We start from the raw sequence: 13,398 nt of genomic DNA, 5'->3' as shown, positions 1-13,398 counted from the left end.
CAGGAGGGTCGCCCCGGAGGGGAGCCGGGCCCTGCTTCAGCCCGCGAAGGCGGGCTGGGCCACGCCCTCGCCCGCGCCCGGGACGACCAGGAGCGAGCCGGCCAGCGGGGGTGCGGGGTCCAGGCCCACCCGGGCCGTGGTGATGTACAGGTCGGTCAGGTCCCGGCCGCCGAAGGCGCAGGCCGTGACGCGCGGGACCGGGAGGCCGATCACCCGGTCCAGGGCGCCGGCCGGGGTGTAGCGGCGTACCGCCGCGCCGTCCCACAGCGCCACCCACACACAGCCCTCGGCGTCGACGGTGAGGCCGTCGGGGAAGCCCGCGCCGTCCTCGACCTCGGCCAGCGGGCGCCGGCCGGTGACCCTGCCGGTGTCCGGGTCGTGGTCGAACACGTCGATGCGTCGGGTGGGGGTGTCGATGTAGTACATCAGACGCCCGTCGGGACTCCAGCCGGTGCCGTTGCTCACCGTCACGTCGTCGAGGACGGGTTCGGCGGTGCCGTCGCCGGTGACGCGCGAGAGCGTGCCACCGGCGACGGCCTCGTCGTAGCGCATGGTGCCGGTCCACAGGGCGCCGTCGGGGGCCACGGCGGCGTCGTTGCCGCGGCGGCCGGGGACGGGCTCGTGGCGCAGCCAGCGGAAGGTGTCGTCGGGGTCGAGCAGGCCGATGCCGTCCCGCAGGTTGAGGACCAGGCCGCCGCCCGCACGCGGCTTGACCGCGCCCACGTGCTGTTCGCCGCGGCGCAGGGTGCGCCGGCCGGTGGCCGGATCGTAGGTGTGGATCCGGGAGCCCAGGATGTCGATCCACAGGAGGCGGCCGGCCGCCGCGTCCCAGGTGGGGCCCTCGCCCAGGGCGGACTCCGCCCGGACCGCGACCTCGTACGGGGTGGCATCGCTCTTCGTCGTCATGACACCCTCCGGTGGCCGAGGCGCTCGGACAGGTCGTCGGCGCCCTTGGCGGCGAGCTGTTCCAGCTCGGCGAGACGGTCGTCGCTCCAGCGGATCATCGGTACGGAGATGGACAGAGCGGCGACCACCTGTCCGGTGCGGTCGCGGACCGGGGCGGCCACGCAGCTGACGTCCGGGTTGGACTCGCGGCTCTCCACCGCGACGCCCCGGGCGCGGATCTCCGCGAGGGCCTCGCGCAGGGCGGCCGGGTCGGTGATGCTGTTGGGGGTCATCGCGGCCAGCCCGGCGTCGTCGGGCAGGCGCGCGGCGAGTTCCCTCTCCGGGAGGGAGGCCAGCAGCATCTTGCCCACGGAGGTGCAGTGCGCGGGCAGCCGACGGCCGGCCGCGGACACCATCCGCACCGCGTGGGTGGAGTCCACCTTGGCGATGTAGATGACGTCGGTGTCCTCCAGGATCGCCACGTGCACCGTCTCGTCGCAGGTCTCGGCGACGGTCCGGGCCACCTGCTGGCCCTCGGCGGCGAGGTCGAGGTACTCGGCGTAGCGGGCACCGAGCTGGTACGGGCGGACGCCGAGCCGGTAGCGGCCTGGCTGGCCGGTCACCGGGACGATGTACTTCCGGGCGGCGAGCGTGGTCACCAGTTCGTGCACGGTGGTGCGCGGCAGCTGGAGCCTGCGCACGATGTCGGGGGCGGAGAGCACCCCGTCCCCGTCGAGGAAGAGTTCGAGAATGTCGAGAGCCCGGGTCACCGCTGGTACAAGGCGTCCCACGACCGGCCCCCCTCCCTGTGTCTCAGCCCGTTCGAGATATCAACAGGCGATCGGAATGACGAACACACAGGCTAACCATCCGGCCCCACCCGGGCAATGGCCTGCCGAGGAGCCGACACGGTTCCCGCCCCCCGGGTCCCGCCGGGGCGGTCGCCCCGTTCAGCGGCGGGGGCCGGGGGCTCCCAGCTCGCCGCGGAGGCGTTGGGAGCGGAGGACCAGTTCGAGTTCGAAGCGGCGGTCCGGGTCGTCGATCTCGTCTCCCCACAGTTCGCGGATCTGCCGCAGCCGGTAGCGGACGGTCTGCGGGTGCACGCCGAGCCGTGCCGCCACCTCGGGCGCGCCGCCCCGGGTCTCCAGCCACGCCAGCAGCGTTTCCGCGAGCCGCCTCGCGTTCGTGGGGGCGCAGTGGCCCAGCGGGGCGAGGCACTTGAGCGCGAGGTCGTCGATGAGTTCCTCGGGCTGGAGCAGCACCAGCGCCTCGGTGTGCCGGGTGCAGCGCAGCATCTCACCGTCGGGCAGCAGTCCGCGTTTCATCAGGCGCAGGGCGGCCTCGGCCCAGCGTAGCGACTTCGCCGCGTCGGCCGGCGGCACCGGCGGGCCGATCGCTCCGGACCAGCCGGTGAGCGCGCGGTGCAGCAGTTCGGAGCGGCCGGCGGCGTCCGGCTCGGGGACGATCATGCGGGGCTGCTCGGACTCCATGTCGAGCAGCACCTCCTGGCCCACGGCGGGCGCGACCGCCTCGCGCGCGGGGCGCCGCAGCACGCCCACCGCGACCTTCCCGGGCAGCGGCCAGCCGATGCGGGCGGCCCGCTCGGCGAGCGCGTCGGCGGGATCGCCCCGATGGTGCTCGGTGAGCAGGAGTTCCATCAGCCGGCGCTGCAGCCGCAGCCGCTCCCCGGCCTGGCGGGCGGCCGCCTCGGCGTAGCCGCGTACGGACTGGTCGACCAGTCCGTCCAGGTACTCGTAGCCCGCGTCGACGAGTTCGTACATCGCGGGGGGCGGGATGTCGATGCGCTGGCCGATCTCGGCGAGCCGGCGCCAGGCCAGCCGGACACCGAGCCGGTAGATCGCCTGGAGCGAGTCGAGCGACCGTCCGTGCAGGCCCTCACCGCGCCCGAAGTCGTGGAACATGCCGGGCGGAACGGTGGGACGGCCGACCGAGTAGTCGGCATGCTCGAGGTGCTGCACGAACACCTCGATGGCACGGCGGATGCCGACGAGTGCCATCGGTTCGCCCGAGGCGTCGAGGACGACGGGGAGCTCCGGGTACTCGCGCTGGATCTCGCTCATGATCTCTTCGGCGAGTCCGGGTATCTCGGCCATGGCGGTCTCGGCGAACCGGTGCACCTGGGTGCGCGGTACGTCGTGCCAGGCGGAGCGGGCCGCGACGGTTCTGGACGCCGTCACCGGTCAGCTCCCCTGGCCCGCTTGTTCGTAGGTGATCAACGGTGTGTTCGGCTGGTCGGGCCGGGCCTCGAGCAGCGCGACCACGCCGAGCGCGGCACCCACGGCGAGGACCGCGGCGAGCGCGACCGTCAGGGCGGCGGCAAGCAGTCTGGACATCTCAGGGACAGCCTCTCTGTCGGAGGTTTCCCCACCCCCGTACGTTCGTCCGGCCACTCCTGCCCGTCGCCCCCCAGTGTCGAGTGCACATTGACACTGAGTCAAGGGGCGCCTACGGTTCCCGGCCCAGAGGGAGTACGGTCCCGGCCCGCAGGGGGTGCCGGATGGCTCCGCCCCTCCCGCACGCGCGTTTTCCTCCACGGAGTCGGCCTGTCCGCGCCGATCCGTCCCGAGCCTCTGGAGTGCCCGGATGCGCCGTACCGCCTCCCCTTTTTCCCTGGTCCTGCTGGGCCTCGGCACGTTTCTGCTGGTACTGGCCCCCCTGCTGGCCTGGTACGTGCAGCCACGTGCCGCGGTGAACCCGATCGACATCGACACCACCGCCGTCTACAAGGGCCGAGGCAGCGTGATCGACCTCGAGAAGGTCGAGACCGTGCCAGGCCAGACGATCACCGTCACCCAGAAGGTGCGCGGGAACGTCGAGGACAGCGAACGCAGCGGGAACGCCGTGTGGGACGTGACGACCACGGTCGACACCGACAAGTCGCTGCCGGCCGCCGACCCTCACGACGCGCTGGACTTCACCCCGCACCGCTGGGTGCTGGACCGCAGGACCACGAAGCCGGTGCACTGCTGCGAGGAGACGCCGCGCATCGAGGGCGAGGCGTACCTCAAGTTCCCCTTCGACGTGCAGAAACGCTCCTACCAGTGGTGGGACAACACCCTCGGCGACACGGTCGTGATGCGCTACCGGGGCACCGAGAAGGTGCAGGGGCACACGGGCTACCGGTTCACCGCCTCGGTGCCGGCGACGAAGACCGGCACCCGGCTGGTGCCGGGCGCCCTCGTGGACGAGCCGGACCGGCCGCAGGTACTGGCCGAGGAGTGGTACTCGAACCACGGCCTCGAGCTGGTCGTGGACCAGGCCACCGGCCGGGTGGTCTACGCGCAGACCGGCCCGCGGCGCACGCTGCGGGCGCCGGGAGGGGACGAGGACGCGGCGGTGCTGCTGGACGCGGAGAAGCTCTCGTTCACGACCAGCACGCAGAAGGAGGCTGTGCGGCAGGCCAAGCGCGACAGCGGACAGCTGCGCCTGGTGGGGGAGACCGCTCCCGCCGGCGCGGCCGTGGCGGGTTTCATGCTCGCGATGGCCGGTGGGTTTATAGTAGCGCATGGCAGGAAAAAGGAAGAGTGTCCTGATTCGTCCCGTACTGCTCAGTAGACGCTCACGGAACTACGTGACTTCGGGTCCAACAGGGCCCGAAATTGTCACCCCGGTGAGTAGCACTGGGGAACGTCTGGGCGAAAACTGTCCACCCCCACCCCAGCACAAGCCGCGCACAGCTCACGCCCGGGAAGGGCCCGAACGCTCCTCCGAAGCACGTGAGTTCCGACCGACGTCACCCCGCCCGTCCGAAAACCGTACCCACCCGCCCACCCCGTTCCGCACCCCCTGCACCACCGCACCACTCTCCGACCTTCGCACATCCCACCCCACCCCACCCCGCACCTGTCCCGCGTACCCCACGCATGGTTCCGCACTCCGAGACGAGTTGGAGCACCGATGCCCCAGCACGTGCCCTCCCGGCTGCGCACGCCGCTCCCCAGCGTGCCGCAGCACCCTCCGGCACTCCCCGCACATCCCCGCCGGATCGTCTTCCTCGCCCACCGCGATCTGGACAACCCCTCCGCCGGCGGCTCCGAGCTGCTGGTCGACCGGCTGGCCGGCGGCCTGACCCGCATGGGCCACCAGGTCACCCTGTTGTGCGGGGGTCCCGCGGCGTTCCGCGACTACCGCGTGGTGTCGGCGGGCGGCACCTACGGTCACTACCTTCGTGCCCGTTCCGCCTTCACCCGTCAGGTCGGCGACTGCGACCTGCTGGTCGAGGTGTGCAACGGCATGCCGTACCTCGCGCCCCTGTGGCATCGCGGGCCGACGCTGTGCCTGGTCAACCATGTGCACACCGACCTGTGGGGGATGCGCTTCGGCGGTCCGCTGACTCCGGCCGCGCGGGTCGGGCGCAGGCTCGAGCACTGGGCGCTGACCGGTGCCCGGCAGCACGGGCTGCTGATCGCCGTCTCCCCGTCGACCGCGAACGCGCTGCACGGCATCGGCGTGCCGCGCGAGCGGATCAGGGTCGTGCACAACGGTGTGGAGGAGCCCGGTCCGGGCACCGGGCGTTCCCCGGAGCCGCTGTTCGTGGCGGTGGGCCGGCTCGTCGAGTACAAGCGGATCGACCTGCTGCTCAGGCTGTGGGAACGGGTGCGACCGGTCACCGGCGGCCGGCTGGTGATCGTCGGCGACGGCCCCGAGCGGGAGCGTCTCGAACGTCTCGCCGGTCCCGGTGTCGAGTTCACCGGCCATGTCTCCGAGGCGGAGAAGCACCGTCTGCTGTGCGCGGCCTGGCTTCTGCTGCATCCCTCCGCGGTGGAGGGCTGGGGCCTGGTCGTCACCGAGGCTGCCACGCGCCGGACCCCGGCCGTCGCCTTCGACGTGCCCGGCCTGAGGGACTCCGTGGTGGACGGCGAGACCGGTGTGCTGGCGCGCGGCGAGTCCTCGTTCGCGGCGGCCTGGTGCGCCCTCGCCCTGTCCGGGGCCCGGCGGGAGCTGATGGGCGGGGCGGCCAGGGAGCGCGCGGCCCGTTACCGCTGGGACCGTACCGTGCGGCAGTTCCGCGCGGTGGCGGCGGAGGCGGTGCGGAGTCACCGGCCATGAGCGAGGGACCCATGGGTGACAGGAGCATGACCGACAGCGGATCGGGTGGCGGAGAGCCGGGTGGCAGACGCAGGGGAGGCGGGGCGGGCGACAGAGGCACGGCCGGCGGCGCACTGGCCGGGAGCCGTCCGAAGGACCCCTCACCTCACCGCTCCCTCGCCCTCTTCCGCGCCTTCCTGCGTGAGCAGGAGGACCCCGACACCTGCTACGCGCTGCTCGCCCGGGACGCCGCCGACCAGGTCGAGGCGTACGGCGGTCCCGTGGCGGGCCGGGTCGTGGTCGACGTCGGCGGCGGCAGCGGGCACTTCACCGAGGAGTTCCGCCGCCGCGGCGCGGACGCCTTCCTGTTCGAACCGGACGTGCGGGAGCTGGCCCGGAAGCCGCCCGAGAAGACCGTGGTCGCGGACGGCTATCTGCTGCCGCTGTGCGACGGCGCCGCGGACGTGACGTTCTCGTCCAACGTCCTGGAGCACGTGGCCGATCCGCAGACCTTCCTCAGCGAGCTGGCCCGGGTGACCCGGCCGGGCGGGCTCATCTACGTGTCGTTCACCAACTGGCTTTCGCCGTGGGGCGGGCACGAATGGGCCCCGTGGCACTATCTCGGCGCCGAGCGGGCCCGCGCCCGCTACCGGCGCCGTACCGGAAGACCCGCCAAGCACACGCTCGGCGAGAACCTCTTCCCGGTGCACATCGGTACCACCCTGCGGCAGGTACGGGGCCGCGCCGACGTACGCATCGTCTCGGCGCGCTCCCGCTACTGGCCGTTCCTCACCGAGACCGTGGTCAAGGTGCCCGGTCTGCGTGAGTTCGCTACGTGGAACCTCCTCCTCATCCTCCGGCGGTGTCCCGAATGACGACCACGGTCCAGGCTCCCCCTCCGGCAGCCGTCCCTCGTACCGCGACCGCCGCGGGTCCGCCCCGGGGCCCGCGGCGGTCGCGGCGCTGGCTGCTGGGCTTCTGGGCGGTGATGTTCGTCCTGCTCCTGGCGGTGCAACCGGGGCGGCAGACCTTCGACACCAAACTGGGTGTCACCGTCGACCCGGGGCGGTTCCTCGCCGCCCTCGGCCAGCTGTGGCAGGACCAGGGGTCGTTCGGCGGGGTCAACAACCAGTACATCGGCTACCTGTGGCCGATGCTGCCGTTCTACTGGCTGTGCGACCTGGTGCAGCTGCCGGTGTGGCTGGCCGAGCGGCTGTGGCTGTCGCTGATCGTGTCCGTCGCGTTCTGGGGCGCTCTGCGTCTCGCCGAGCGGCTGCGTGTGGGCAGCGGAGCGTCCCAGCTGCTCGCGGCGGCGGCGTACGCGCTGTGGCCGCTGTTCACCACGGTGATCGGCTCCACGTCGGCCGCCGCCCTGCCGGGCGCGTTGCTGCCGTGGGTGCTGCTGCCGCTGACGGACGAACGCTACACGGCCCGGGTCGCGGCGCTGCGTTCGGCCCTGCTCGTCCCGTTCATGGGCGGGGTCAACGCCGCCTCGACGCTGGCGTCGCTGCTGCCCGTGGGCCTGTACCTGCTGTCCCGGCCGCCGGGACCGCGACGGCGGAGGCTGATCGCCTGGTGGGCTCCCGCCGTCGCGGTGGCGACGGCCTGGTGGTGGATCCCGCTGCTGCTGCTCGGCGTGTACGGCGAGAACTTCCTGCCCTATGTCGAGACCGCGCGGACCACGACGGACACCATGGCGGCCACCGAGGCACTGCGCGGGGCCGGGAACTGGGTGGCGTATCTGCACTTCGGTGAGGCGTGGCTGCCCGCCGGCTGGACCGTCGCCTCCTCGGCGCTGGTGATCGTCTGCTCGGCACTCGCGGCCGGTCTGGGCCTGGCGGGGCTGGCCCGGCGGGACCTGCCGGAGCGCCGCTGGCTGGTGCTGACGGTGCTGGTGACGGTGCTGGTGCTGCTCGCCGGGTACGGCGGCGCGTTCGGCGCTCCGTTCCACGGGGTCGTGCAGGACTGGCTGGACGGCTGGCTGTCGCCGTTCCGCAACATCTACAAGTTCCAGACGGGCCTGGCGCTCGCCCTGGTGCTGGGCCTGGGCCATCTGGTGGGCACGGCCGCCCGCTCACGCGGCGCCGACGAGGCCGGCCGGCCGAACGGAACACACGGAACACACGGGACGGACGAAACGGGCCGGATCCGGCGGCGGGTGCGGGGCGGGCGCTTCGCGCCGCTGGTCGCCGCGGTGCTGATCCTGCCGGGGCTGATGTGGCCGTACCTCAACGGGTCGATCCCCGGTCCGGGTTCGTTCCAGGAGATCCCCACGTACTGGCGGGCCACGGCCGACTGGCTGGAGGAGAACTCCCCGGACTCGCGGGCGCTCGTCGTGCCGGCGACCGCGCACGGCATCCACACCTGGGGCTCGACCATCGACCAGCCGCTCGACGTGGTCGCCGAATCCCGCTGGGCACAGCGCGATTACGTCCCGTTCGGCACCCCGGGCAACCGGCGGGCCATGGACGCGGTCGAGCAGGCCCTGCTGACCGGCGCCGAGGTGCCGGGGCTCGCCGACTACCTGAGCCGCGCCGGCCTCTACTACGTCGTCGTGCGCAACGACCTCGATCCGGACCAGGTCGGGCATGTGCCGACCACGACGGTCAAGCGCACCCTCACGCAGTCCGGGTACGAGCGGGTCACCGGGCTCGGTCCGGTGAAGACCGGCGGAGTCATCGCGAACGACACCCCGCTCCAGGTCGAGGGGCTGTACCCGCAGCAGCGGGCGGTGGAGATCTACCGTCCGACCGGGGCGGACGTCCGGCGTCCGGGGCAGGCCTCGCTGGCCCCGATCGCGGACACCGCCGTGGTCTCCGGCGGCCCGGAGGCGCTGCTGCCGCTGGCCGGCGAACTGCGCGGCCGGCCGACCGTGCTGACCGGTGACGCCCATCCCGGGCTCGGCACACCGGCGTTGCAGGTGACCGGCGACGGGATGCGGTACGCGGACACCCGGTTCGGCCTGGTCAACTCCAACACGTCGTACACGTACACCTCCGACGAGCGCAACGCGCCCGACGCCACGCAGGGCGCGGGTGAGAAGCCGCACCAGATCCTGCCGAAGGAGGGCCTGGACCACCAGACGGTGGCCGAACTGCGCGGCGCCCGCGCGGTGTCGGCGTCCTCGTACGGCAACTGGCTGTTCCATCTGCCGCAGTACGACCCGGTGAACGCCTTCGACGGCAACCCGGAGACGGCCTGGGCCGAGGGTTCGGCCGGCTCACCGGACGGGCAGTGGCTGCGGATCGCCTTCGACGACAGCTACGAGATGCCGGACTCCATCGGCATCGTCCCGCTGCCGCAGGGCAGTGTGCGGGCCGCGGCGACCAAGGTGCGGGTGGAGACGGAGCGCGGCTCCGAAACCAGCTTCCTCCAGGCGAACGGCATCAAACAGGACGTCAAGGCGCCCGAGGGCGCGACGGGCTGGATGAAGCTGACGATCGTCGACTCGGTGGCCCGGCACTCCGGTCTGGGCGGCGCGGGCTTCTCCGAGATCGACCTGCCGGACGTGCAGGTGACCCGGCTGCTGCGGCTGCCCACGGACGCGGAGAACTCGACCGCCGGCGCGCAGGTCGTCTCGCTGCACCGTTCCGCCGATCCGACCGGTCTGTCCCCGACGGGCACCGAGAACGGGCTGCACCGCGTGTTCACCACGGGCACGGCGGGCACGTACGAGGTCGAGGCGAGCGGCGTGGCCGTGCCGGGCGAGGCGCTGGACCGGCTGCTGTACGACGTGGCGCCCGAGCAGCAGGCCCGGATCACCGCCACCGCCGACTCCACTGCCCGCCTCGGCGCGGGCCTGACCGCGCGCAACCTCACCGACGGTGACCTGACCACCTCATGGATCGCGGGCGACAGGCCCGTCGTCCACCTGAGCTGGGACGGCAAGCAGCCGGTGGGCGAGATCGTGCTGGCGGCCGCGGGCGGCCTGTCCACCCGGCCGACCGAGGTGCGCATCAGCTCCCCGGACGGCGCGGCGATCGCGAACGTCGACGACAACGGCATGGTCCGCTTCCCGCCGATCACCACGGACCGGCTCGACATCGCCATCACCCGGACCGCCCCGCTCACCCTGCACAACCCCGTGGTCGGCGACGACCTGAGCCTGCCGGTGGGACTGACGGAGGTCTACATACCGGCGCTCGACGAGTACCGCACCCCGCAGCCGTCCGCCGACCGGGAGTTCACCCTGGAGTGCGGCAGGGGGCCGGTGCTCGCCGTCGACGGCGAGCTGTACGAGACCGGCGTGAAGGGCACGGTCGGGGACCTGACCGAGCGGCGTCCGGTGGACGTGACGCTCTGCCAGCAAGGAGAGGTGAGGACGGTGTTGGAGCTGTCCACCGGCAAGCACCGGGTCGAGGCAGGTGACGCGGGACCGCTCACCGTGACCTCCGTGACCCTGACCCGCGGCACCGTGCCGGACGCCTCGGCGGCCGAGCGCGAACTGGAGGTCAAGGACTGGCTGGGCGACCAGCGGGAGCTGTCGGTCGGCTCCGGAGCCGCCTCGTACCTCACGACGTACGAGAACTACAACGACGGCTGGACAGCCACCCTGAACGGCGAGGAACTGACACCGCTGCGGCTGGACGGCTGGCAGCAGGGCTGGCGGATCCCGGCGGGCGAGAGCGGCACCGTGAAGCTGTCCTACGGTCCCGCCACGGCCTACGACGCCGCTCTGATCGGCAGCGGGGTCGGGATCGCGGTGCTGATCGGGCTGGCGCTGTGGCGCCGGAGGGCCGAGAACCCCGACGCCCCGCAGCCCGAGCCGGCGGCGCCCGGACTGTGGCTGGGCACGGTGGCGCTGACGCTGGTCGGCGTGGTCGTCGCGGGCTGGTGGGCCCTGCTGGTCCCGGCGCTGGCGCTGCTCGCGTGGCGCAGGGCCGCCCTGCTGGTGCCGGTGGCGCTCGCCGCCCTCACGGGAGCGGGGATCGCGTCCGCCCTCGGGGCCGGGGAGCCGGCGGGCGCGGGCGAGGGCGCCTTCGGGCACGTGGCGCAGCTGCTGGCACTGATCGGACTGTTCGCGGCGCTGGTGAGCCTGGGCGGCCCCGGGTCCGGGCGGGCGGTGCGGGAGGACGGCCGGGGGTCCGGGCGGACGGACGACGGGGCCGGGACGGCCGCAGGCGGGCCCGCGGCGGCCAGGGCCGGTTCCACCGAGTGGCAGCGGTCCTCCGACAGACCGGACCACCGTACGGCCGAGCTGCCTCCGGTGCGCTCACGCGTTCCGACGCACCGGCCGCCGCCCGGCCTGGAGAAGTCCACCCGGCAGCTTCCCCGCACCCACGGCACGGGAGGCCCGGACGACCCGAACCACTCGAACGGCTCGGCGGGAAAGGGCGGCACCGGATGACCACACCCCTTCGCATCCCGTTCCCCGTGGTGGACGAGGTGTCCCGGCACTGTCTCCAGGAGGAGGAGCCGGAGACGGTGCACGTCGAGGTGCATCTCCCCGGGGAACTGGACCCCGGCCGGCTGCGCAAGGCGTTCCTCGAGGCCCTGCACCGGCACCCGCGCATCCTCATGCGCGAGGCCCCGGGCCCCTGGTACCGGCGCCGCTACGAGTGGGAGCTGACCGACGAACCCGACGTGGAGGTGGTGCGCTTCGCGCCGCCGGGCCCGGGCGCCCTGCGGGACGCCCGCGCCCGGACCCTGACCCAGGCACCCCCGCTCACCGCCTCCCCGCCGATCCGCCTGGAACTGGTGAACGCCCCGGGCCCCGGCGACACCGTCCAGGCCGGCGCGTATGGCGGGCCCGGCGGGGCGGACGGGAACGGCGGGAACGGCGGGAACGGCGGGGCGGATGCCGGGGTGGGCGCCGCGCTGCTCCTCACCGTCAACCACACCGCGCTCGACAGCCCCGCCTGCCTGCGCATCCTGGCCACCGCCGCCGAGATCTACGGCGGCAGGGACAACTCCGCCGCCGCCCCGCCGGTACGGCGGTCCGCACCCGCGCAGGCCGGCGCGCCGGACGCGCCCTCCCCCTGGTCGCCGCCCGCCCGGGTGGCCCCCGGCACCCCGGACCCGGGCCACCGCACCGGCAACGGGCTGATCGTCTCCGAACTCCCCCTGCCGCACCGGCCCAAGGGGGCCCCGTACACCGTCAACGACCAGCTCATGGTCGCCACCGCCCTGACCCTCGCCCGCTGGAACCGCGAACGCGGCGCCCGCCCGCGCCCGTTGCGCATCACCATGCCGGTGGACGACCGCCCCAGGGACGCCACGATGCCCATCGGCAACGGCACCCGGCTGGTCGAAGTCCCCTTCGCCCTCACGGAACTGGACACCTGCGACCTGCCCGGCCTGCTCCACCGCACCGCTCTGCGCACCCGTGCCCTGAAGTCCCTCTCCCGTCCCCAACTGGGCCGCGGGGCGAACCTGCTGACAGCGCCCTGGGCCCCGGTCGCCGCCCGCCGGGTCCTCACCCGCGCCCTGCGCAGGACCGCGGCGCCCCTGCTGTCGACCACGCTGCTCAGCAACATCGGCCGCATCCCGTACCCGCTGGACTTCGGCGAGGAGGCGGGCAGCGCCCACGCGGTGTGGTTCTCGGCGCCGTCCCGGATGCCGCGCGGCCTCACCTTCACCACCGCCTCCACCGCGGGCCGTCTCCATCTGTCCGTGCGCTGGTCCCGGGCGCTGCTGGGGCGGGCGGACGGCGTCCACCTCCACGACCTCTTCGCACACCATCTGCACTCCACGGAGGCAGCCCCGTGACGACCACCGCGACCACCGCCTCCCCACCCCGCGACCTGCGCGACTTCTACGAGAACCCTGCCGTCCCGGTGGCTTCGGGCCCCTCCCGCAGCCTCCGCCAGGCCCGGATGCTCGCCCGGGCGCTCGGCCCGGCCGGTGCCCGGGGCGCGCGGACGATCCTCGACATCGGCTGCGGCGACGGCTCGGCCGCGGCCACGGCCGCACCCCTCCTGCACGGCCACCGCCTCGTCGGCGTCGACTGGTCCCAGGACGCCCTGGCGCGGGCCCGCACCCGGATGCCGTACGCGGTGCGCGGCGAGCTCACCGACGGCGGGCTGCCGTTCGTGTCCGGGTCGGCCGACGCGGTGCTGTTCAGCGAGGTGATCGAGCATCTCGTCGACCCTGACGCGGCCCTGGAGGAGATCCACCGGGTGCTGCGCCCCGGGGGCCATCTGATGCTGTCCACCCCCAATCTGGCCGCCTGGTACAACCGTGCGCTGCTGCTGGCCGGAGTGCAGCCGGTGTTCTCCGAGGTCAGCCTGCGCGGCATCCACGGCAGGCCGGGATCGGAGGTGGTGGGACACCTGCGGCTGTACACCGCCCGTGCGCTGCGGGAGTTCGTCGACGCGTCCGGTTTCACCGTCGTACGCCTCGAAGGCGCTCCGTTCCACGGGGTGCCGCGCCCGCTGCGGATGATGGACCGGCTGGCCTGTGCCCGGCCACCGCTCGCCTCGATCCTGCTCCTGCACGCCCGCCGGACGTAAGGGAGGCCGGGGA

The 13,398-nt window shown here is 73.4% G+C and carries 10 protein-coding genes; 6 read left to right on the top strand and 4 right to left on the bottom strand.

Annotated features, from left to right (window positions below):
- Positions 1 to 36 precede the first annotated feature (36 nt).
- The 4 genes from HUV60_RS23885 to HUV60_RS23870 form a co-directional block, all read right to left on the bottom strand.
- The gene (locus HUV60_RS23885) at positions 37 to 906 is read right to left on the bottom strand and encodes an SMP-30/gluconolactonase/LRE family protein (protein WP_257849258.1); all 870 of its coding nucleotides are present in this window, start codon (positions 904 to 906) and stop codon (positions 37 to 39) included.
- Positions 903 to 1,676 (bottom strand): IclR family transcriptional regulator, encoded by a 774-nt coding sequence (locus HUV60_RS23880; RefSeq protein WP_257849257.1) that lies wholly within the window; start codon positions 1,674 to 1,676, stop codon positions 903 to 905. The genes HUV60_RS23885 and HUV60_RS23880 overlap by 4 nt, the downstream gene beginning before the upstream one ends.
- 159 nt (positions 1,677 to 1,835) lie before the next feature.
- A complete protein-coding gene (locus HUV60_RS23875; RefSeq protein ID WP_257849256.1) occupies positions 1,836 to 3,083 on the bottom strand; it encodes a PucR family transcriptional regulator in 1,248 nt (415 codons plus the stop codon).
- Positions 3,084 to 3,086: 3 nt separating this feature from the next.
- Entirely contained in the window at positions 3,087 to 3,239 is a 153-nt protein-coding gene (locus tag HUV60_RS23870) for a hypothetical protein (RefSeq protein ID WP_257849255.1), read from the bottom strand.
- A gap of 250 nt (positions 3,240 to 3,489) precedes the next feature.
- On the opposite strand from HUV60_RS23870, the gene HUV60_RS23865 reads away from it, so the two are divergent.
- The 6 genes from HUV60_RS23865 (at position 3,490) to HUV60_RS23840 (ending at position 13,385) form a co-directional block, all read left to right on the top strand.
- Entirely contained in the window at positions 3,490 to 4,461 is a 972-nt protein-coding gene (locus HUV60_RS23865) for a DUF3068 domain-containing protein (RefSeq protein ID WP_257849254.1), read from the top strand.
- Positions 4,462 to 4,803: 342 nt separating this feature from the next.
- A complete protein-coding gene (locus tag HUV60_RS23860) occupies positions 4,804 to 5,955 on the top strand; it encodes a glycosyltransferase family 4 protein (protein ID WP_257849253.1) in 1,152 nt (383 codons plus the stop codon).
- Positions 5,952 to 6,809, top strand: coding sequence for a class I SAM-dependent methyltransferase (locus HUV60_RS23855; protein WP_443047399.1), 858 nt, complete (start codon positions 5,952 to 5,954; stop codon positions 6,807 to 6,809). Before HUV60_RS23860 ends, HUV60_RS23855 begins: the two co-directional genes overlap by 4 nt.
- Positions 6,806 to 11,281, top strand: a complete 4,476-nt coding sequence (locus HUV60_RS23850) for an alpha-(1->3)-arabinofuranosyltransferase (protein WP_257849252.1) — start codon at positions 6,806 to 6,808, stop codon at positions 11,279 to 11,281. Before HUV60_RS23855 ends, HUV60_RS23850 begins: the two co-directional genes overlap by 4 nt.
- Positions 11,278 to 12,642: a condensation protein gene (locus tag HUV60_RS23845; protein ID WP_257849251.1), complete on the top strand. Its 1,365-nt coding sequence runs from the start codon at positions 11,278 to 11,280 to the stop codon at positions 12,640 to 12,642. Before HUV60_RS23850 ends, HUV60_RS23845 begins: the two co-directional genes overlap by 4 nt.
- Complete coding sequence (locus HUV60_RS23840; RefSeq protein WP_257849250.1) at positions 12,639 to 13,385, top strand: class I SAM-dependent methyltransferase; 747 nt, start codon at positions 12,639 to 12,641, stop codon at positions 13,383 to 13,385. The genes HUV60_RS23845 and HUV60_RS23840 overlap by 4 nt, the downstream gene beginning before the upstream one ends.
- Positions 13,386 to 13,398: the final 13 nt, after the last annotated feature.

Source organism: Streptomyces sp. KMM 9044, assembly GCF_024701375.2.
GTDB lineage: Bacteria > Actinomycetota > Actinomycetes > Streptomycetales > Streptomycetaceae > Streptomyces.
Note: the sequence above shows the minus strand (reverse complement) of the source record. Positions and strands in the feature narration are given on the sequence as shown.